The sequence below is a fragment of the Mariniflexile fucanivorans genome, from assembly GCF_004341235.1.
In the GTDB taxonomy this organism is placed as follows: domain Bacteria; phylum Bacteroidota; class Bacteroidia; order Flavobacteriales; family Flavobacteriaceae; genus Mariniflexile; species Mariniflexile fucanivorans.
This window is the reverse complement of the sequence record NZ_SLUP01000007.1, coordinates 237,291-257,352: the sequence shown is the minus strand read 5'-3', so window position 1 is coordinate 257,352 and position 20,062 is coordinate 237,291. Positions and strand designations below refer to the sequence as shown.

At 32.8% G+C, this 20,062-nt stretch carries 20 protein-coding genes and 1 tRNA gene; 9 read left to right on the top strand and 12 right to left on the bottom strand.

The genetic code is table 11. The features are described from left to right. Positions 1–112: 112 nt before the first annotated feature. Both EV196_RS15100 and EV196_RS15095 read right to left on the bottom strand, forming a co-directional pair. A complete protein-coding gene (locus EV196_RS15100; protein ID WP_132218602.1) occupies positions 113–451 on the bottom strand; it encodes a four helix bundle protein in 339 nt (112 codons plus the stop codon). A gap of 61 nt (positions 452–512) precedes the next feature. Continuing rightward, positions 513–1,046 carry a DUF1599 domain-containing protein gene (locus EV196_RS15095; RefSeq protein ID WP_132218647.1) on the bottom strand — a complete coding sequence of 178 codons (534 nt, stop codon included), beginning with the start codon at positions 1,044–1,046 and terminating at the stop codon, positions 513–515. 160 nt (positions 1,047–1,206) lie between these two features. Here EV196_RS15095 and folP point away from each other — a divergent pair, with 160 nt between their 5' ends. Genes folP through EV196_RS15080 form a run of 3 tightly spaced genes read left to right on the top strand, consistent with a single transcriptional unit; the run spans position 1,207 to position 3,542 of the window. Beyond that, positions 1,207–2,031 carry a dihydropteroate synthase gene (gene folP, locus EV196_RS15090; protein WP_132218601.1) on the top strand — a complete coding sequence of 275 codons (825 nt, stop codon included), beginning with the start codon at positions 1,207–1,209 and terminating at the stop codon, positions 2,029–2,031. A gap of 1 nt (position 2,032) precedes the next feature. Continuing rightward, complete coding sequence (locus EV196_RS15085) at positions 2,033–2,722, top strand: hypothetical protein (protein WP_132218600.1); 690 nt, start codon at positions 2,033–2,035, stop codon at positions 2,720–2,722. Between the two features lie 34 nt (positions 2,723–2,756). After that, complete coding sequence (locus EV196_RS15080) at positions 2,757–3,542, top strand: diadenylate cyclase (RefSeq protein ID WP_132218599.1); 786 nt, start codon at positions 2,757–2,759, stop codon at positions 3,540–3,542. Between the two features lie 12 nt (positions 3,543–3,554). On the opposite strand, the gene EV196_RS15075 is transcribed toward EV196_RS15080, so the two are convergent. Further along, entirely contained in the window at positions 3,555–4,106 is a 552-nt protein-coding gene (locus EV196_RS15075) for a hypothetical protein (protein ID WP_132218598.1), read from the bottom strand. A 373-nt stretch (positions 4,107–4,479) separates the two neighbouring features. On the opposite strand from EV196_RS15075, the gene EV196_RS15070 reads away from it, so the two are divergent. After that, entirely contained in the window at positions 4,480–6,495 is a 2,016-nt protein-coding gene (locus EV196_RS15070) for a CHAT domain-containing protein (protein ID WP_132218597.1), read from the top strand. 115 nt (positions 6,496–6,610) lie between these two features. Here the strand turns inward: EV196_RS15070 and EV196_RS15065 are convergent, their stop codons facing one another. The 4 genes from EV196_RS15065 to EV196_RS15050 all read right to left on the bottom strand — a co-directional run bounded on the left by EV196_RS15065 (position 6,611) and on the right by EV196_RS15050 (position 10,677). After that, a complete protein-coding gene (locus tag EV196_RS15065; protein ID WP_132218596.1) occupies positions 6,611–8,380 on the bottom strand; it encodes an ABC transporter ATP-binding protein in 1,770 nt (589 codons plus the stop codon). Continuing rightward, complete coding sequence (gene truA, locus EV196_RS15060) at positions 8,380–9,123, bottom strand: tRNA pseudouridine(38-40) synthase TruA (RefSeq protein WP_132218595.1); 744 nt, start codon at positions 9,121–9,123, stop codon at positions 8,380–8,382. The genes EV196_RS15065 and truA overlap by 1 nt, the downstream gene beginning before the upstream one ends. 314 nt (positions 9,124–9,437) lie before the next feature. Next, the gene (locus EV196_RS15055; protein ID WP_165876176.1) at positions 9,438–9,698 is read right to left on the bottom strand and encodes a putative signal transducing protein; all 261 of its coding nucleotides are present in this window, start codon (positions 9,696–9,698) and stop codon (positions 9,438–9,440) included. Between the two features lie 328 nt (positions 9,699–10,026). Continuing rightward, positions 10,027–10,677, bottom strand: coding sequence for a hypothetical protein (locus EV196_RS15050; RefSeq protein ID WP_132218593.1), 651 nt, complete (start codon positions 10,675–10,677; stop codon positions 10,027–10,029). 203 nt (positions 10,678–10,880) lie between these two features. Here EV196_RS15050 and EV196_RS15045 point away from each other — a divergent pair, with 203 nt between their 5' ends. Together EV196_RS15045 and EV196_RS15040 are read left to right on the top strand one after the other, a co-directional pair. Then, a complete protein-coding gene (locus tag EV196_RS15045; protein ID WP_132218592.1) occupies positions 10,881–11,372 on the top strand; it encodes a metallophosphoesterase family protein in 492 nt (163 codons plus the stop codon). A gap of 270 nt (positions 11,373–11,642) precedes the next feature. Next, on the top strand, positions 11,643–12,071 hold the full coding sequence (locus EV196_RS15040; RefSeq protein ID WP_132218591.1) for an FKBP-type peptidyl-prolyl cis-trans isomerase: 429 nt from the start codon (positions 11,643–11,645) through the stop codon (positions 12,069–12,071). A gap of 190 nt (positions 12,072–12,261) precedes the next feature. Here EV196_RS15040 and EV196_RS15035 read toward each other — a convergent pair whose 3' ends face one another. Continuing rightward, the gene (locus tag EV196_RS15035) at positions 12,262–12,672 is read right to left on the bottom strand and encodes a DUF4293 domain-containing protein (protein ID WP_132218590.1); all 411 of its coding nucleotides are present in this window, start codon (positions 12,670–12,672) and stop codon (positions 12,262–12,264) included. Between the two features lie 196 nt (positions 12,673–12,868). On the opposite strand from EV196_RS15035, the gene rho reads away from it, so the two are divergent. Continuing rightward, a complete protein-coding gene (rho, locus tag EV196_RS15030) occupies positions 12,869–14,542 on the top strand; it encodes a transcription termination factor Rho (protein ID WP_132218589.1) in 1,674 nt (557 codons plus the stop codon). A 93-nt stretch (positions 14,543–14,635) separates the two neighbouring features. On the opposite strand, the gene EV196_RS15025 is transcribed toward rho, so the two are convergent. The 4 genes from EV196_RS15025 to proS all read right to left on the bottom strand — a co-directional run bounded on the left by EV196_RS15025 (position 14,636) and on the right by proS (position 17,193). Beyond that, complete coding sequence (locus EV196_RS15025; protein ID WP_132218588.1) at positions 14,636–14,983, bottom strand: hypothetical protein; 348 nt, start codon at positions 14,981–14,983, stop codon at positions 14,636–14,638. Between the two features lie 208 nt (positions 14,984–15,191). Further along, positions 15,192–15,443: a 30S ribosomal protein S20 gene (gene rpsT / locus EV196_RS15020; protein ID WP_132218587.1), complete on the bottom strand. Its 252-nt coding sequence runs from the start codon at positions 15,441–15,443 to the stop codon at positions 15,192–15,194. A 27-nt stretch (positions 15,444–15,470) separates the two neighbouring features. Continuing rightward, positions 15,471–15,542, bottom strand: a tRNA-Glu gene (locus EV196_RS15015). Between the two features lie 172 nt (positions 15,543–15,714). After that, positions 15,715–17,193 carry a proline--tRNA ligase gene (proS, locus tag EV196_RS15010; RefSeq protein ID WP_132218586.1) on the bottom strand — a complete coding sequence of 493 codons (1,479 nt, stop codon included), beginning with the start codon at positions 17,191–17,193 and terminating at the stop codon, positions 15,715–15,717. A 99-nt stretch (positions 17,194–17,292) separates the two neighbouring features. Here proS and EV196_RS15005 point away from each other — a divergent pair, with 99 nt between their 5' ends. Together EV196_RS15005 and EV196_RS15000 are read left to right on the top strand one after the other, a co-directional pair. Then, positions 17,293–18,438: a hypothetical protein gene (locus tag EV196_RS15005; protein WP_132218585.1), complete on the top strand. Its 1,146-nt coding sequence runs from the start codon at positions 17,293–17,295 to the stop codon at positions 18,436–18,438. Between the two features lie 24 nt (positions 18,439–18,462). Further along, entirely contained in the window at positions 18,463–19,971 is a 1,509-nt protein-coding gene (locus tag EV196_RS15000; RefSeq protein ID WP_132218584.1) for an outer membrane protein transport protein, read from the top strand. The last annotated feature ends 91 nt before the right edge of the window (positions 19,972–20,062 follow it).

Sequence of the window (20,062 nt, the reverse complement as noted above, 5' to 3'; positions counted from 1 at the left end):
AAATTTAAAAATTTAAAAAACTAACTTCCAAAAGAGTAAAATTCAAAAAACTAAATTCCAAATTCCAAAAAACTAAAATCCAAAATCCATACCTTTCGTTCAAGTTATATATTTACTTTAATTTATTAATGATTGCTGAAAGTATTTTTCTCAACTCATTAGCTTCATTTGTTAATTTTTGTATCCTTTCAGATTCATCTAAATTCAAATCTCCTAATAATTTAAGCCAATATTCACTTTCTTTTGCTTCTTTTCTTGATATTTTAATTCTAAATTTTAAATCCTTATCCCCAAGTTTTTCATTTCCTTCAATATAATTAGCTCCAACAGATCCTGAAGATCTTACTAATTGCTTTCCATCTTCAACATTGAAAATTGTTTTTTTTAAATCCTTCACCAATAAACGACAGTCTCTTGCAAATTGATAAGTTCTATCTTCTAAGTTAATCATGGTTTAAGAACTGTTTCTTTTTTTTGGAATTTATAGATTGACTTTTGGAATTTGCATTAATTTACCCAAGTAAAATTAATGCAAACACTGCATAATTAATCATATCTTGGTAGTTGGCATCAATACCTTCACTAACTAATGTTTTTCCTTTATTATCTTCTATTTGCTTAACACGCAGTAGTTTTTGTAAAATTAAATCGGTTAAACTACTCACTCGCATATCGCGCCAGGCTTCACCATAATCATGGTTTTTATCTTCCATCAGTTTTTTGGTAATGGCTACGTGTTTTTCATATAATTCGGTGGCTTCTTTATTAGACAAATCAGGTTGTTCAACCACGCCTTTTTCTAATTGAATCAATGCCATAATACTGTAATTTATAATACCTATAAACTCACTTGCTTCACCTTCATCTACTTTTCTAACCGCATTTTGTTGAAGTCCGCGAATGCGTTGCGCTTTAATAAAAATTTGGTCGGTAAGAGATGGTAAACGTAAAATGCGCCATGCACAACCGTAATCGGACATTTTTTTTTCAAATAAACTTTTACAGGTAGCTATAACAGCATCATATTGTTTTGAAGTATCTTGCATGTAATACATTGAATTTTGTGTAAATTTCGCTTAAATTGTTTAAAGTTCAAAGCTTTGACAATTTAAAGTTGAATGTTTCGAGTTCAATGTTTCAAGTCCATGCATAATTTTAGTTATTTATCTTAACTTTGAACTTTAAAATTAGAATTTAAAACCATAAATGACTATAAATTGCAAAGGTAAATTGATTGATTTTTCATCGCCAAAAGTGATGGGGATTTTAAACATGACACCCGATTCTTTTTTTGATGGCGGCAAGTATAAAAATGATACCGCAATTTTAAAGCATGTAGAACGGATGCTTCATGATGGCGCTACGTTTATTGATATAGGCGCTTACAGCTCGAGACCCAATGCAGATCCGGTTTCTGAAACTGAAGAGTTGCATCGTATTTTACCTAGAATCCAATTAGTTTTAAAAGAATTTCCTGAAACTTTAATTTCCGTTGACACTTTTAGAAGTACAGTTGCCAAACAGGGCGTTGAGATTGGAGCTGCTTTAATTAATGATATTTCTGCTGGAAAACTGGACGAAAACATGTTACAAACGGTTGCTAATTTAAGAGTGCCTTACATTATGATGCACATGGTTGGCACACCACAAACCATGCAACAAAACACTTATTATGAAAATATCACCAAAGAAATTCTTTTTTATTTTTCTGAAAGAATTGCTGCAGCAAAAGCTTTGGGTATTATTGACATAATTATTGACCCTGGTTTTGGTTTTGCAAAAACTTTAGAACAGAACTTTGAGCTACTAAACAAACTGGAACTTTTTAAAATGATTGAAAAACCACTATTAATTGGTGTTTCCAGAAAATCGATGATTTACAAAACACTGCAAACAACTGCTCATGAAGCTTTAAATGGCACAACCGTTTTAAACACCGTTTCAATACAAAAAGGAGCTTCAATTTTACGTGTTCATGATGTAAAAGAAGCTGTGGAAACCATCAAACTAGTAGAATCTTTAAAAAATTAATATGAGATTTATTACACTTTTATTAGTATCACTATTTATTTTTTCTTGCGGAAAAGACAAAGTGCTTCAGCTTCCAGAAATAAAACAATCTGAAATTTCCAAAATCAACGACATTTCTCCTGCTTATTTATTTTATAACGAAACCGAAGCAGACAGTGTTGAATTAAATAGAAAAAACCTTATTAGCTCAACAAATTGGTTAATAAATGTTGATAAACGCCTTACGCTAAAACAAGCTATTCCGCACATTAAGTTCCTTCAAGAAAAAAAAGAAAATTCTAGTCATAAAAACGAGAATTCCAAAAATTATTTCACTTGTAACAATACTAGTAAAACTACTTTAGGGTTTATTGAGTTTACAAATACCATTTATTACAAAGAACCGTTTAACGATTTTGTATCGGCAAATTCAAATTTGGACTTTTCAAACAAAATGAAAATTGATTTTAATACTTCAAAAGAAATCTACGCAGAATTCCCTCTTTTTGATTTAAGCGAAGTGGTTTTAAATACATCTAATTTTGAAAAACACATCAAAACGGTACTCGCTAATGAAGCAGAACCCATTGAAATAATTTTATGTTTTAATCAAAACTTAACGTTTCAAGACTATATTTCATTCAAATACATGGTGTTAAATTTAAACTTAAAGAATATTACCATATCAAATAACGAATTCATTTCTAATTGATGTTATTTCACTAATTTTACCAAAACCTTCAGCCTTGGAAATTTTTAATGACCTTCTAAAATTCTCTGTTGTCGATGTTATAGATGTTATATTGGTAGCACTGTTACTTTACTATGTTTACAAACTAGTTAAAGGTACTGTAGCTATTAATATTTTTATTGGTATCATCATTATTTACCTCGTATGGCAACTTACCAATTTCTTAAATATGGAATTGCTCTCGGGTATTTTTGGCGGGTTTATGAAAGTGGGAATTATTGCTCTTATTGTGGTGTTTCAACCAGAAATCAGGAAGTTTTTATTAATGGTTGGTTCTACGAACTTTAGTAAACGAGGGAAAATTTTTAAACAATTTAAATTCTTAAAAACCGAAACCAGCGACGAAACAAATGTAGATGCTATCCTATCTGCTTGTATAAAAATGGCAAATTCAAAAACGGGTGCTTTAATTGTTTTTGAACGTAATAATAATTTGGATTTTTTGACTACCACAGGCGATGAAATGAATATAAAAGTAACTCAGCCTATTATTGAAAGCATCTTTTTTAAAAACAGTCCGTTACACGATGGAGCCATTATTGTTAGCAACAATATTGTAAAAGCAACCCGAGTTATTCTTCCTTTAAATAATGAAAAATCAATTCCGAAACGTTTTGGTTTACGCCATAGGGCAGCTATTGGAGTTACCGAGAAAACCGATGCTTTAGCCTTAGCAGTAAGTGAAGAAACAGGAACAATTTCCTATTTTAAAGATGGTGAGTTTGTTGTTTTTGATGATAATACCCAACTAAATTTAATGATTAAAAAGGATTTGGCTTAAACACATCATTTTTTAAAAAACATAACCTACCCTAATAACCAATTCAGCAGTACTATCCCAGTAATCATAATCTAGATTTATAGATCTGCCAATACCAATTCCAAATTCGTAATTAAAATTCTCATTCCAAACTTTTCTATAACCAAATTTTGGCATGAAGCCTATGGTTTGGTTAACAGATACATCTTTATTAGATATTACAAACAAGTCTGGGTAATATTGTGTTTTAAAAGATAAAAATGCGCCTGTATTTCCATTAATAGGTCTATCATTTTTAACCCTGCCTTTTAAATTGTAGTACCATCTAGGTTCTAGCGAAACACTCGGAATAAACGCAAATACGGATTCGTTGTTTGTAAAAACACCCTTTCTAAAACCAAAATCCAATCCGAACTCTGTTCTTAATGCTATTAAGGGCGTTAATTTTGTTTCGTAATTTCCCCAAACACCAAATAGACCGACTTCTACACCAAAAACTTTATCCTCAACCGAGGCTGTCCCTGTATCTTGACCATAAATATTTAACATTGATAAAAAGATAAATACACAAGTTACTTTTTTCATTTTTCTATTTTTTTATTAAGTTTTTTTACAAAAAATCAGGATTATTTTTCAACAAATTTAGCATAAATAAACGACACGTAATTGAGGAAAACCCGCAATCTATCAACTTTATTTTTTAAAAATTCAAATTGAAAATGGCCCTTATTAGATAAAAAAAATAGATATTGATGCCGTTAAATTAGAACAAAAAAAGAAAATAAAATTATAACATAAAAAGTGTATCTTTCTCCTGCTTTTACCAACCTATGCAAAAGAACGATACACTTCAAACCGAATACTCAAGTCTCGAACAATTAATAAAAACCATAAAACACTTCAAGAAAAGCAACCAAACACAGTGTAAAGCCATCATTTCAAAATTGAAAAACAACCTATGAATCATCATTTAAAATATGTGCTTTTATTTTTTATAGCTATGCTTTGCTGCAATACATTTTCCGCGCAAGCGAAAAAACCAAAGGATATAAATTATATAAAAACACTTATTGAACAAAATCACATTTTAAAAGCTGAAACCGAATTAACAACCCAAATTAACGACTTCAAAAATCAAAAAAACTACGACACTTTAGTTCATTATATTTATGATTTAGGAAGCGTATCTATTCTAAAAAACGAACCCATTGATAAGGCTATTCAACTTTCAAAAGACATTTCTAAGGCAACAAAAAACAAGTTACTACTAAGCCAATTAAACTTAGAGGTAGCCAAATTATATTTTGAACAAAATAAGACTTCCAAAGCCTATTTAGAAAATTTATTACTGGAAGTTAACGAAGCCCTATTAATTATTGAAGGCAGAAAATCTGTTATTTCATCTTTAAAAAGTGTAAACACCTTGCTTGAGTATAATAATGATGTATTTGATTTTGCTAAAAAATTAAACATGAAATTATACGAATTAACTAAAAATCCCAAGTATTTAAACGAGCTGATTAAACTAAATGAATCTGCTTTCTACAACAGAATAAGAACACGATTGAACATTAATAATGGTATCTATTTTGCCGATGTCCCTAAAAAAATTATTGACAAAGAAAACAGTATTCGTAGTCAATTAAATATTAAAGTTGAAGGAGAAGATAATCCAGAAGCTGCTATTGAAAGCAATAAGGAATGGCCTCAATTTTTAAAGACAATTAAAAAAGAATATCCGAAATATTACAAAATGCGCTATGGTTCTATTGGTGAATCTTTAGATTATTTAAAAGACAAAGTAGCTCCAAACGTTACGGTTTTAAGATACTTTTTTATTGATGACCATTTGTATGTATTCATTATTAGACAAGATAGTCTGAAATTATTCAAATTAGATTATGAATCGGTTAAAAATCATATTCAAGAACTTAAAAAAAATCAATATCAACTTCCAAAAACAAACGATTTATTATTTGAATTATACCAAGCTTTATGGCAACCATTCGTTAAAGAAATAACTACAAAAAACATTGTTATTATACCCGATGGGAACTTATATAATTTAAGTTTTGAAATACTAACGCCAACTAAAATAAAATCGTTTAAAGACCTTGGAAAAAAGAGCCTTTTGGCCAAATACAATATAACTTACAATTACAGTTTGTATTTATTGGAACAAAATAAAAATACAACAAAATACAAAAATAACTTCGTTGCTTTCGCACCAGAATTTAACGATAAAATGAAGGAAAGCTATAAATTGGCTATTACAGATTCCATCCATTTAGATAAAACATATCTCGAATTGCAACAACAACCGCTTAATGTAGGTTTGGCTAAAATAAGCGCCAGACTTTTTGATGGTGATTATTTTTTAAATGAAAATGCTACCGAAAAAACTTTTAAGAAAAATGCCAACGAACATAAAATTATCCATATTGGTACCCACGCAGAATCCAACAATATTAGCCCAGAGTTATCACGTTTAATTTTTGCAAAAAATATTTCAGACCCCAGTGAAGATGGCTCGTTATACGCCTTCGAAATTTACAACACCAATTTAAATTCGAATATAGCCATTTTAACAGCGTGCGAAACCGAAAAACCAAGTTATCAAGCTGGCGAAGGCATGATAGCGTTAGCACATGCTTTTAATTACGCAGGCAGTGAAAGTATTTTAACCAGCTTGTGGAAGGCAGACGAGCCATCAACCAATCAAATAATTGAACATTTTTATAGATACATAAGTGATGGAAGACCAAAAGATGAGGCTCTAAGATTAGCAAAACTCACCTATATTAAAAACACAAAAGGTAAATCTCTTTCTCCCCAATTTTGGGCAGGTTTGGTTTTAATGGGAGATACAAATCCGTTAACAATCTCAAACCCGACACCTTTTTGGCAAGGACTAGTTATTTTAGTAAGTTTAATTTTGATTGCTTCCTTAATATTAAAACTCAAAAAAAATTAAGACTCCATAAAATATATTTGTGTATCACTTTGAGCGCCTTCTAAACACCTAAAAACCAATGAGTTTTCAAATTTCAACGAAGAATAGTCAGATATAAAATCCTAATTCGTCCTTTTTAAATAACTTCTTCCTTTAAAAACTGCACTTCATACAAGTTTTTATAATAGCCTTTTTCTTTTTTAAGAAGTTGCGCATGGGTGCCTTCTTCCACAATTTCACCAGCATCCATCACAATAATTTTGTCTGCTTTTTTAACGGTGGCTAATCTGTGTGCAATCACAATGGAGGTTCTACCGTTGGTCATTTTATCAGTCGCATTTTGAATGAGTTGTTCGGAATGCGAATCGACGGAAGATGTGGCTTCATCCAATACCAAAATACTTGGGTTGGTAACATAAGCACGTAAAAACGATATAAGTTGCCGCTGACCCGAAGATAGCATTACACCACGTTCTTTCACATTATAATGATAACCACCAGGCAAACTCGCAATAAAATCGTGTACCCCAATGTCTTTAGCAGCAGCTTCTACTTGGGCTTCGGTAATATCTGCATTATTTAAAGTAATATTATTTAAAATAGTATCGGCAAATAAAAACACATCTTGTAAAACCACAGCAATTTGAGTACGTAACGATTCTAAAGTTATTTGCTTAATATCCATTCCATCAATAGAAATCACACCATCTTTAATTTCATAAAAACGATTTAATAAATTAATAATAGTCGATTTACCGGCACCCGTAGCACCAACAATGGCAACGGTTTCACCCTGTTTTACATCAAAAGAAATACCGTTTAAAACAGTTTCATCTTCAACATAATTAAAAAACACTTTATTAAAATTGATGTTTCCTTTGAAATGTTCAGCTACATGTGTGCCATTATCATCAATTTGTGACGTCGTATCCAAAATTTTAAAAACACGGGTTGCAGCCACCATACCCATTTGTAGTGTGTTAAAATTATCGGCCATTTGGCGTAAGGGACGGAACAACATGGGGATAAACATCACAAATGCAATTAAATCACCTTGCGACACATCGGTGCCTTTCAAAACAATATTTAAACCACCATACCAAGCTACCAAACCAATACTTATAGACGACACCAAATCTGCCAACGGAAAGAAAATAGAGTTATACCAAACCGTTTTTAACCAAGCTTTTTTATGGCGTTCGTTTATAACAGTAAAGTTTTTATAATCAATAGCTTCACGCGTGAATAGTTGTAGAATTTTCATGCCCGTTATACGCTCTTGCACATACGAATTCAAATTAGAAACTTCATTTCTAACTTCTTCAAAAGTCACTTTCATATACTTTTGAAAAATTCTGGTAGCATACATTAACAACGGAAGCATAATAAAAACAATTAAACTCAAGCGCCAATTAATGTAAATCATCACCCCAAAAACCACAATCATAGCCAGTAAATCCCTGAAAATGGTAAACAAACCCTGACCAAAAATATCGGCAATACGTTCCATATCGGTCACCGCTCTAGTAATTAGCACGCCTACCGAAGAAGTATCGTAATACTTCATTTTAAAACTTAGCAAATGGTTGAACAGTTTTACACGCACATCCTTCACCAAGTTTTGCCCCAACCAAGCCGCATAATAAATAAAAGCCAGCTGAAAAATGGTTTGAAAAATTAAAACAGCAAACATAATAAGCACATAAAACAAAAAGCTTTTTGGCGCTTTCACCGCAATACTATTATCAATAGCATATTTGGTAATATAAGGTGTTGCCGTACTTAAAATAGCCAACAAAATAACCAAAGCCACCAAACTAAAAAAGATGATTTTATAAGGTTTTATATATTGAAACAGTCGCTTAAACAGCGTGAAATCAAAAATATTTTCTTTCGCTTTAGTCATTATAATTTTATATCGTTCGGGTACTCAATTTTTGTTAAATATAAGGCATGTGCCGGCACCGAAAACCCAGCCTCACTCCTATTTTTAGATTTTATTATGTGGTGCAAATCGTCTACCTGCAATTTACCCAAACCAATTTGTACCATAGTGCCCACAATGGCACGCACCATATTTCTCAAAAAGCGGTCGGCTTTAATCACAAAATGAAGTTCGTTATTTTCAAAAAACCAGTCCGCTTGCATCAACTCGCAATTAAAGGTTTTAACATCGGTATTCACTTTCGAAAAACATTGAAAATCGGTATACTGAAACAAAATTTTCGAAGCTTCCTGCATTTTTTCAACGTCCAAAACCTGTTTCACAAAATAGGCATTATCAAAATTGAACACATTTTTTTGCATGCTTATTCGGTACAAATACGTTCTACTTAACGCATTAAAGCGCGCATGTGCATCAGGTTTTACTTTAAAAACAGATTGTATAGCAATATCTTTGGGTAAAAACGAATTAAGTTTAAAAACCAAATCGGCTTCATTAAAAACCACATCAGTATCAAAATGAGCGAACATTTGTTTGGCATGCACGCCCGTATCAGTTCTGCCCGCTCCCATAATCGTCACCGTTTCCTTTAAAAGTAACGACAAACCTCTCTCAATAACTTCCTGAACCGAAATAACTTTGGGCTGTTTTTGCCACCCAAAATAAGCCGTACCATTATAAGAAAGTTCTATAAAATATCGCAAGATGTTTTCACTTTTGTTGAAGCAACAAAGATAGGCAGTTTTGGCTTTCCTGCGAAAGCATCCATCTTAATAAAATATTAAAAGATAAAAATATTTTTTTGGCGTTACCCCAAATAGGGTCGGGCTTTTCGCTATATCTTTTTAAAACGTCATGGCGAGGACGAAGGACGAAGCCATCTGCCAAATATCAGTTTCTCACTTTGTTAAATAACTATCAAATTTTAAAAAGGATGCCGCTACAATCCCTAACGCACTTGTTTGCTATGTGAGCGTCCTGCCTTATGATAGTTCCTTTTATAGACAAGTCTCTTCGATTAATCTAAGCTTAAATTTCCTTTGTAGAAGTCATCAAGAATTTTTTTTGCCTTTTCAAAATCTTCTTCATTGATTCTAAGCGTTACAGCATTAAATCCACCCGAACTAACCGCAACTGGTTCAATACTAGCCATAAGTTGATTCGCTTCGAAAACTTGAATATTTTCGCTTTCCAATAAATTTCTAATAATCATGGTATCATTTACATTACCTCTAAAAACATCTATCATAGGTCTAAGTTTTAAAATTTTAAATTTCACTTTTAAACGAATTTAGTTTTTTTTTGAAGTTTTTCGTTTAACGTTGATGTATATCTGTTGATGTATATCTTAAGTTACGTGCTTGTGTGCGAGGATTTTCCGAAGGAAAATCAGATGCTAGCAAACAAAACAACTAACATTGGTTGAGCTAAAAATAGCAATTTTTTATATACGGTGTGGCTCTTGCACAACCATAAAATTAATCAAAAAGCCATTTTACCAAGTTTGACTAAATTATAACCATTTGATTATTAGCGGTTTTTATTTTAAAACAATTTTAAAATCATCGATTTATTTAAAAAAAAGAGTTGTGCAACGGCTACCGGTGTTACCCAACGTTTTTATTTTTTTTTCTGTTCCGATTTCGTATTAATAAAATTCCACCAATTATTAAACCAATTATAAGCAAATAAAAAACTATTTGCCCAACCGCAAAACCACTTTCATAAGCAGAATTGGTTTCTTTTTTTTCTGGTTCAATTCCTTTTTCTGTTGTTATAGAAATTGAATTAAGAAATTTGTCTTTATTAATTAATGATAATTGTTCATTTTCTTTAAATGTCCAGAACTCATAACTTATAACATAATTATCTGCAACAATAATTCGTTTGTGTCTTAAATCAGGCAGTTGAGAATTAGAGTTTGCTGTATATAATATCTCTATACCTTTAATTCCGTTTGATTCAAATTCATTCTTTTCTAATAACTCTCCATTTACAGATTTTAACGCACCAGATATAACTCCTTGATAAAATTTAGGCAATCCAGATTTTGTTATTCTTGGATTTCCTAAATCTTTAATCATTACCATATACACTCCAATGTCATCCGAGGTCGAATAATAGGTAACTCCGTCAGAATTAGTTTTTTCAGGCGTACTCGGAAATTCAATTGAAGCAAAGTCAGTCAATTCAGTTTTTGACCATTTTTGACTAAAAGAAAGGTTTGTAATTAATAAAAGTGCAATTAAGTATTTCATAAAATATTATTTGTTCAGTTTTTCGGTTTTCTCAAATGTTGGGTAAAGCAAAAATAAAGTTCCGTTTTAATAAACTTTATCGGTTGTTAAACGAATTTAGGGCTTTTTTCTGATAAAGTCAAAGAAAATTCTTCGCCATCAATTCAAAACCTATTTAAACTATTATTTATAACTTTATCAACAAAAACTTCAGTTATTAATTAATGACCAAAATACTTTTACTTTCGGACACCCACAGCTATATAGACGATGCCGTTCTAAAACACGTAAAACAGGCCGATGAAGTTTGGCATGCTGGCGATATTGGTGATTTAAAAATAACCGATGCTATTAAAGCATTAAAACCCTTGCGTGCCGTTTGGGGAAATATAGATGAAGCTAAAATAAGAGGTGAATTCCCAGAAAACAACAGGTTTATGTGCGAAGGCGTCGATGTTTGGATTACCCACATTGGAGGTTACCCAGGCGCCTACAATATGCGCGTTCGTGAAGCCATTAGAGCAAACCCACCAAAACTTTTTATTTGTGGACATTCACACATTTTAAAAGTAATGCCCGATAAAAAATTAAATTTATTGCATATGAACCCTGGAGCTGTTGGAAAACACGGTTTCCATAAGGTACGAACCATGCTTCGTTTTACTATTGATGGTACTAAAATTGATAATTTAGAGGTTATTGAGTTTCCGAAGTAATTTTTAAATATGTTTTAAATGAACCTAATTTCCAATAAAACTATATTCTATTTATTGTTTTACGTCATTGCGAGGTACGAAGCAATCTCATGAATTGGAGTTGATAATTAACAGATTACTTCGTACCTCGTAATGACAAAACATTCAACTATTATCTCATCTTATATGTTAATATTTCCCCAAAACGCCGTATTAATTGGCTCAGATTATGGTGTTCTATCCATAAATTGTAGTTTTGCGGCTATTTAAAAACAGAAAACATAGTTATTTATGAGTCAAGTAAAAGAAAATGATACCGTAAGAGTTCATTACACAGGAAAATTAAGCAATGGTCAAATTTTTGACAGTTCACTAGAAAGAGAGCCGTTAGAAATTACTTTAGGCCAAGGTATGTTGATTCCTGGTTTTGAAAAAGGCGTGGTAAACATGAAGGTAAATGAGAAAAAAACAATTATTATTCCTTCAGCTGAAGCTTACGGCGGTGTACAACAAGAATTATTTCATGAAGTAAAGAAAGACCAATTACCACAGGATATGGCCCCTGAAGTTGGTATGGGATTAGCTTCAAAAAATCCTGACGGTACCGAAGTTCAATTTCGTGTAGCAGAAGTGCATGAAGATCATATTATTATAGATGCTAACCACCCGTTAGCAGGACACGATTTAACGTTCGATTTAGAACTTGTTGAAATAAAATAAAAATCCCATCCCAAATCCTTCCCATAGGGAAGAACCTGCTTACTCTTACTGTATATTATTTCGTGAGAAATATATTTTTAAGAGTTGAGTGTTTCCCTCCTTTGGAGGGATTAAGGGAGGCATCATAAAAAAAACCCAAAGCTTTCACTTTGGGTTTTTTAACGCACTAATACTACTAAGATATAAGGCTTTATCGCAATCGATCTACAGATTTTACGAGATCTTCATCCTTCTTGATGGCCTTATTGGCTAGGGCCAAAAATACGATAGAAACAATAGGAAGAAGCATCCCAATACCTTTCTCAGAAACCGCCGTTTCTCCAGATACTTTTAGAGATTGATACACAAAAAATCCTAGTAAAATAAAGTTTAATATGATGTTAAGTCGCCCCAGCATAAACTGTGACTTCCTGTTTTTATACTTAAATATGGTTATTAACGATACTAATGCCGACCCAAGAAATAAACCTAAATACAACAAATTATCTTTTGCATATACAATAACGTCTTCATTGGTAACCCATAAATGCAATACAAATATTAACCCAGCTGAAACGATAGCTGCGAATAAAAGGTATACGGTTTGAATGCGTTGTAACATATATATTTAAAATACTTGTGGCAAAAATAATAGTTTCTTTTGAAAAATAAATGCAAATTATTAAAATAAAGTTGTATAATTGCAGTAATAATCCTCAACAACCACGCATAGAGGTTGTTAATTCTTCAGAATAAAATATCATATTTTTTCAGAACAACTCAAAGTCAAAGTCAAAACACATATCCTATAAACATTTATGTTTGAAATTTCACAATTAAACGAAAAGAAACTCTCTGACCTACAAGAGATTGCACAAAAATTGAACGTTCCAAAGTACCGTTCGTTAAAAAAAGCTGATTTAGTTTACCAAATTCTAGATCATCAAGCTGCTAACCCAAAAGCGGTTGAAGCAGTTATAGAACCAACACCAAAAGCTGCGTCAACTCCTGAAAAAAAGGAAGTTAAAAAACCAAGACAACGTGTTGTAAAACCTGTTAGAAATACGCCTGCCAAACAACAAGAGCAAAAGCCTGTAGTTGAAAAAGCAGCGACGCCTCCTGTTGAAAAAACAGAGCAAACGCCTCAAGAAACTAAAGAAGACAAAAAGCCTGTTCATACGCCTAAACCTAGAGTTCAGAAAGAACGCACAAACGACAACCAACAAAAACCGGCGAATCAAAAAAGAGAGCCGAATCAACCTCAAAAGAAGCAAAATCCAAATCAGAATCAACACAAAAACCAAAAAAATGGTAATGTAAATGTGGATGCAGGAAATAAAGATAATAGAAATCGCTACCGCGAACCAGATTTTGAATTTGATGCTATTATTGAAAGTGAAGGTGTTTTAGATGTTATGCAAGATGGATATGGATTTTTACGTTCATCGGATTATAATTATTTATCGTCTCCTGATGATATTTATGTATCGCAATCGCAAATTCGTTTATTCGGTTTAAAGAAAGGCGATACTGTTTTAGGAAACGTAAGACCTCCTAAAGAAGGAGAAAAATATTTTCCTTTAATTAAGGTAATAAAAATTAATGGTCAGAAACCAGAAGTGGTAAGAGACCGCGTATCTTTCGAGCATTTAACACCGTTATTCCCAAAAGAAAAATTCAATTTAGCTGAAAAACAAAGCACCATTTCTACACGAATTATGGATTTGTTTGCTCCAATTGGAAAAGGACAACGTGGTATGATTGTATCGCAACCTAAAACGGGTAAAACCATGTTACTTAAAGATGTTGCCAACGCTATTGCAGCCAATCATCCAGAAGTGTATTTAATGATTTTATTAATTGATGAGCGCCCGGAAGAGGTTACCGATATGCAACGTAATGTACGTGGCGAGGTGATTGCTTCAACGTTTGATAAAGAAGCACACGAGCACGTTAAAATTGCTGATATCGTTCTTGAAAAAGCAAAACGTTTGGTAGAATGTGGTCATGATGTGGTGATTCTTTTAGACTCAATAACCCGTTTGGCAAGAGCTTATAACACCGTACAACCTGCCTCTGGTAAAATATTAAGTGGTGGTGTTGATGCCAATGCACTTCACAAACCAAAACGTTTTTTTGGTGCTGCTCGTAATATTGAAAATGGTGGTTCATTAACTATTATTGCTACCGCACTTACCGAAACTGGTTCTAAAATGGACGAGGTTATTTTTGAAGAATTTAAAGGAACTGGCAACATGGAACTTCAGTTGGATAGAAAAATATCGAACCGTCGTATTTTCCCTGCGATTGATTTAACATCTTCAAGCACACGTCGCGACGATTTATTATTAGATGAAAACACCATACAACGTATGTGGGTAATGCGCAAATACCTTGCGGATATGAACCCCGTTGAAGCTATGGAATTCATTAACGAGCGTTTCAAACAAACTAGAAACAACGAAGAGTTTTTAATATCCATGAATGGGTAATACATTCTAACTAAACATTAAACTAAACCAAAAAAAGCCTTAACAAAATTTGTTAAGGCTTTTTTAATTTATAAAAATCAGAACTGATCCTAATTAGTAGTTATTTAAAAGATCTCTGTACTCTTTTAAATCTGATATATTTATTTTGTTATTCAAATTCTTAATAAGCGCAATTAAATATTTCAAGCTTTCTACAGGTTCATTTTCTATTACAACTACATCATCTTCATCATCAACAAGCATTGGTATTAAAAACGAATCATTTTCTTCAATGTGTTCGTAAGTCAGTCTAAGAACCTTTACAACTAAAGGAATTTGCTCTTCTAAAGCATAAGTTCTTAATTCTTTAATATCGCTAATTAATGTATCTGTATTAATACCTGTTTTATCAAGATCTTTCAGGATTTTATCGATTAATTTAAGTGCTGCTTTATTTTCCAAAAGGGTAATATTTATGTGAATAATTAATTTATTGTATTTGCAAATTTAGATTTTTAGAAATCAAAAACGGTTATTTATTCTATGATTTAACATTTTTATTTTAACTATTCCTATAATTTCATTTATACGTATTCAAGTCCAAAAAAAGCTCAAAAAAAAAGCCTCTCGATATTGAGAAGCTTTTAAATACTTTTAAAAAATGAAAGTCTTAAAGCGCAGCGATATGCTTAGCTAAACCAGATTTAAGGTTTGCAGCTTTATTAAAGTGAATAACATTTTTCTTAGCTAATCTATCTAACATAGAAACTACAGAAGGAAATAATGCTTCAGCTTCTTTCTTATCAGTTAACTCACGTAATTTTTTAATTGCATTACGAGTTGTTTTATGCTGATACTTGTTAACCAAACGTTTAGCTTCGTTACTTCTAATTCTTTTTAATGCTGACTTATGATTTGCCATTTTATACTTTATTTTTTTTAAAAATTGTAGCCCGTAGGGGAATCGAACCCCTCTTACCAGGATGAAAACCTGGCGTCCTAGCCGATAGACGAACGGGCCATTTGTTTTGAGTGCGCAAAGATAAATTTAATTTTTAAATCTACAACTTAAAAATTTAAAATTTGCGTAACTTTTTTTTCAAATAACTTACAATGTTTCCATTGCGGATGCAAAAATACAACTATTTTTAAATGTCGCAATAGCTACACGAACTTTTTTGAAAAAATTTTATTTAGTATGCTTTCGCAAACAAAACTCTTCCTTTTGAGGACTGACCTGAATAGACACAAACACCTGCTTCCTCCTTCATTTTCAAGGGAATACATCTAATTGTAGCCTTTGTAAGCTCTTTAATTTTTTCTTCAGTTTCATTAGTACCATCCCAATGTGCAGATATAAATCCTGTCTTTTTTTCTAAAACATCTTTAAATTCTTCAAAAGAATTCACTTCTGTTATGTGAGAATCTCTAAAATCCAATGCTTTTTTAAACAAAGTATCTTGAATTTCTTTTAATAAATTCTCAACAGTATTCGTTAAATCATCTAAAGCGACCACCTCTTTAGTTAATGTGTCACGTCTAGCAAGCTCCACAGTTCCGTTTTGCAAATCTTTTGGACCAATAGCAATACGTAATGGTACTCCTTGCAATTCGTGTTGCGCAAATTTAGCTCCAGGACGCTGAGTATCTCTATCATCAAACTTAACAGTAATACCTTTTGCTCTTAAATCAGTTTGAATACTTTTAGCAACTTCTGAAACGGCATCAAATTCCTCATCACTCTTATATATAGGAACGATAACCACTTGATTAGGCGCTAAACTTGGCGGCAATACCAATCCGTTATCATCGCTATGCGTCATAATTAAAGCACCCATCAAACGTGTAGAAACGCCCCATGAGGTTGCCCAAACATAATCTTGTTTTCCTTCTTTATTAGCAAACTTAACATCGAACGCTTTCGCAAAATTCTGTCCTAAAAAGTGCGACGTTCCAGCCTGAAGTGCTTTTCCATCTTGCATTAAAGCTTCAATACAAAAGGTTTCATCGGCACCTGCAAAGCGTTCACTTTCGGTTTTTACACCTTGTACCACAGGAATTGCCATAAAGTTTTCGGCAAATGTTGCATATACGTTATTCATCAATCGTGCTTCTGCCATAGCTTCTGCTTTATTTTGATGTGCTGTATGACCTTCTTGCCATAAAAATTCTGCGGTACGCAAAAATAAACGGGTACGCATTTCCCAACGCACCACATTCGCCCATTGGTTTATTAAAATTGGTAAATCTCTATAAGATTGAATCCAATTTCTATAAGTATTCCAAATAATAGCCTCGCTTGTTGGGCGCACTATTAATTCTTCTTCAAGTTTAGCTTCTGGATCTACACGTAATTTCCCTGGTTTATCTGGATCAGCCTGTAACCTATAATGTGTTACAATGGCACATTCTTTTGCAAAGCCTTCTGCATTTTTTTCTTCTGCTTCAAATAAACTTTTTGGAACAAATAATGGAAAATATGCGTTTTGATGTCCTGTTTCTTTAAACATTTTATCTAATTCGGCCTGCATTTTTTCCCAAATAGCATAGCCGTAAGGCTTGATGACCATACAACCACGAACTGCGGAATTCTCCGCTAGGTCTGCCTTGACAACCAATTCGTTATACCATTTGGAATAATCTTCCGCCCTACTAGTAAGTTTTTTACTCATATTGTTATTTTGGCACAAATATTGCGACTATGTTAAATATAAAAATAGTTCAGCAAAACTAACTATTTTTGTTATGTTCAACAATAAAAATCAAGAGATATGCAATTAAAAACCTACTTAATCAAAAAAATGCCATACTTGGCAATTCTTAGCTTAGTATTTGGCTTATACTCATGTGGTTCCTATCAATATGTTGGTGTAGATAACGATGGCATCTACGGCAGCACACCAAGAACTGTCGTGTATGAAGAAGCTGTTGTTGAAACGCCACAAAATTCAAACAGTAATTATTATTCAAATTACTTTAAGAATAAATCTTTGGAAACAGAGTACATGACATCTAACAACGAAATATTTACCGATATAGACACCTATGAAGGTGACAACTATATTGCAAATGACACACTATATAATGATTACCAAGGTTATGGTGGTTGGGGACAAACAAATACCGATGTTACCATAAACTATGTAAACAATGGTTGGAACAACTGGGGTTGGAATGATCCTTTTATGTATGGTTGGGGATGGAATAATCGCTGGAATACAGGTTGGAATACTTGGGGTTATGGTTACGATCCATATTGGAATTCAGGCTTTTATGGCGGTTTTTACAGTGGTTGGTCTTACAACCCTTGGGGATATGGCTATTATGGCAATCCTTATAGTTATTATGGTCATAACAATTACGGAAATTACGGAAATAATGGTTACTATAACAGACGCAATGTATCTTACAGCGCGAGCCGAAGAGGTAGCAACTACAGTAGTAATTCAGGAAGCTTAACTAGAAATGCCTATAGCGCATCTTCAAGAAGAAGCAGTTCGGTTAGTGCTGATAACGGCTCAAAATATAATACTTCTAGAAGAAGTAGTGTTAGCACAAGTTCGCCAACATCTACCTATACCAGTAGACAATATAATTCCAACGGAACACGTGTTAGCACAGATACGCAAAGAAGAACAACATATAGTACGAGTACACCATCAACGAATTCTACAACCAGATCGTCTTCAACTGTAAGACGCAGCTCTGGAACTACCTATACGCCTTCAAGCAGCAGTAGAACCAGAACTTACACCCCGTCATCTTCAAGTAGTAATTCAACATATACACCTAGTAGAAGTTATACGCCAAGTTCAAGTTCTTCTTCAAGTAGCAGTTCAAGATCTTCAAGCAGTAGTTCTAGTTCTGGTAGTAGTAGAAGTTCAGGTTCTTCAAGCAGTGGCGGAAGACGTGGATAATTTATAAAAACAAAAAAAATACTTATGAAAAAGTTAAACCTACTATTTATAGGCATACTGTCGGTGTGCTCATTAAGCGCACAAGATATAAGTGATGCGTTACGATACTCTCAAGATGAAATTCAAGGAACCGCTCGTTTTAGAGCCTTAAGCGGTGCTTTTGGCGCCTTGGGTGGCGATATGAGTGCGGTTAGTATTAACCCAGCAGGATCTGCAGTGTTTACCCAAAGCCATGCTTCACTCACCTTTTCAAATGTTGATACTTCAAACGATACACGGTATTTTAACGAGTTAACCTCCAGTAGCGAATCTAATTTTGATGTGAACCAAGGAGGTGCTGCTTTTGTTTTTGAAAATAGAAGTAATTCACCTTGGCGAAAATTTACTATAGGTGTTGCTTATGATAGAACCAATAATTATGACAATACTTGGAATGCGGTTGGAACCAACACCAACAATCAATCTATAGACCTCTATTTTTTAAATTATGCAGATGGAAAAAGATTGGATGAAATTTCTACTTTACCAAATGAATCTATATCCAATGCTTATTCTGATATTGGAAATGTGTATGGTTTTGCTCATCAACAAGCTTTTTTAGGCTATGAATCTTATATATTAGAGCCTGATGCCGATGAAGATGATAATACAACCTATTTTTCGAACCTTGTTGATGGTGATTTTGAACATGATTATCTTTATACTTCATCTGGTTATAACGGAAAAATCAGTTTTAATGTGGCAGCCCAATATGAAGACAATTTGTATTTAGGCTTAAATTTAAACTCCCATTTTATTGATTTTCAAAAATCGACTTCGTTAATTGAAGACACAAGTACTGGTTCAGAAATAAATAGAATAGATTTTAACAATAGCTTATCTACCACTGGTAATGGATTTTCGTTTCAATTAGGTGGGATTATAAAATTAAGTCCCGAATTTAGATTAGGTGTTGCTTTCGATTCGCCTACTTGGTACACTATAGAAGAAGAAACAACACAAGGTATATCTACTTATACCGACTTCGATTCCCCTGTTAGAATTTATCCTCAAACAGTAAACGTATACCCGCAATACAAACTGCAAACACCTTCAAAAATCACAGGAAGTTTAGCTTATGTATTTGGAACGCAAGGTTTATTAAGTTTTGATTATTCTAGAAAAGATTATAGTAAAACAAAATTTAAACCAGAATCTGATTCTTTTTTCACAGAGCAAAATGCCGTAATCAGTGAGATTTTAACCGATGCTTCTACCTACAGACTTGGTGGTGAGTACAAAGTAAATCAATTCAGTTTTAGAGGTGGGTATCGCTTCGAGGAAAGTCCGTATAAAGATGGTGTAACCGTTGGCGATTTAAATGGTTATTCCCTTGGTATAGGTTACAATTTTGGAAACACTAAACTAGACCTCACTTTCGACCAAGCTAACCGCACAAACGAAACCCCTTTATATAATGTAGGTTTAACCGATGCAGCTGTTATTGATAGAACAAACTCTAACGTAACTTTATCATTAAGTTTCAATATTTAAAAGCGTTAAATAAAATTTAAAAAAAAGCCTGAATTTAAAAAGTTCAGGCTTTTTTATTTTTAATGTAATTAAGTTGATAAAATATAGACAT

Coding starts and splice junctions, on each gene's coding strand:
- EV196_RS15040 (WP_132218591.1), top strand. CDS start 11,643: ATGAGTCAAGTAAAAGAAAATGATACCGTAAGAGTTCATTACACAGGA.
- EV196_RS15000 (WP_132218584.1), top strand. CDS start 18,463: ATGAAAAAGTTAAACCTACTATTTATAGGCATACTGTCGGTGTGCTCA.
- EV196_RS15065 (WP_132218596.1), bottom strand. CDS start 8,380: ATGACTAAAGCGAAAGAAAATATTTTTGATTTCACGCTGTTTAAGCGA.
- folP (WP_132218601.1), top strand. CDS start 1,207: ATGACTATAAATTGCAAAGGTAAATTGATTGATTTTTCATCGCCAAAA.
- EV196_RS15005 (WP_132218585.1), top strand. CDS start 17,293: ATGCAATTAAAAACCTACTTAATCAAAAAAATGCCATACTTGGCAATT.
- EV196_RS15095 (WP_132218647.1), bottom strand. CDS start 1,046: ATGCAAGATACTTCAAAACAATATGATGCTGTTATAGCTACCTGTAAA.
- EV196_RS15085 (WP_132218600.1), top strand. CDS start 2,033: ATGAGATTTATTACACTTTTATTAGTATCACTATTTATTTTTTCTTGC.
- EV196_RS15045 (WP_132218592.1), top strand. CDS start 10,881: ATGACCAAAATACTTTTACTTTCGGACACCCACAGCTATATAGACGAT.
- EV196_RS15100 (WP_132218602.1), bottom strand. CDS start 451: ATGATTAACTTAGAAGATAGAACTTATCAATTTGCAAGAGACTGTCGT.
- EV196_RS15050 (WP_132218593.1), bottom strand. CDS start 10,677: ATGAAATACTTAATTGCACTTTTATTAATTACAAACCTTTCTTTTAGT.
- EV196_RS15075 (WP_132218598.1), bottom strand. CDS start 4,106: ATGAAAAAAGTAACTTGTGTATTTATCTTTTTATCAATGTTAAATATT.
- rpsT (WP_132218587.1), bottom strand. CDS start 15,443: ATGGCAAATCATAAGTCAGCATTAAAAAGAATTAGAAGTAACGAAGCT.
- rho (WP_132218589.1), top strand. CDS start 12,869: ATGTTTGAAATTTCACAATTAAACGAAAAGAAACTCTCTGACCTACAA.
- proS (WP_132218586.1), bottom strand. CDS start 17,193: ATGAGTAAAAAACTTACTAGTAGGGCGGAAGATTATTCCAAATGGTAT.
- EV196_RS15070 (WP_132218597.1), top strand. CDS start 4,480: ATGAATCATCATTTAAAATATGTGCTTTTATTTTTTATAGCTATGCTT.
- EV196_RS15035 (WP_132218590.1), bottom strand. CDS start 12,672: ATGTTACAACGCATTCAAACCGTATACCTTTTATTCGCAGCTATCGTT.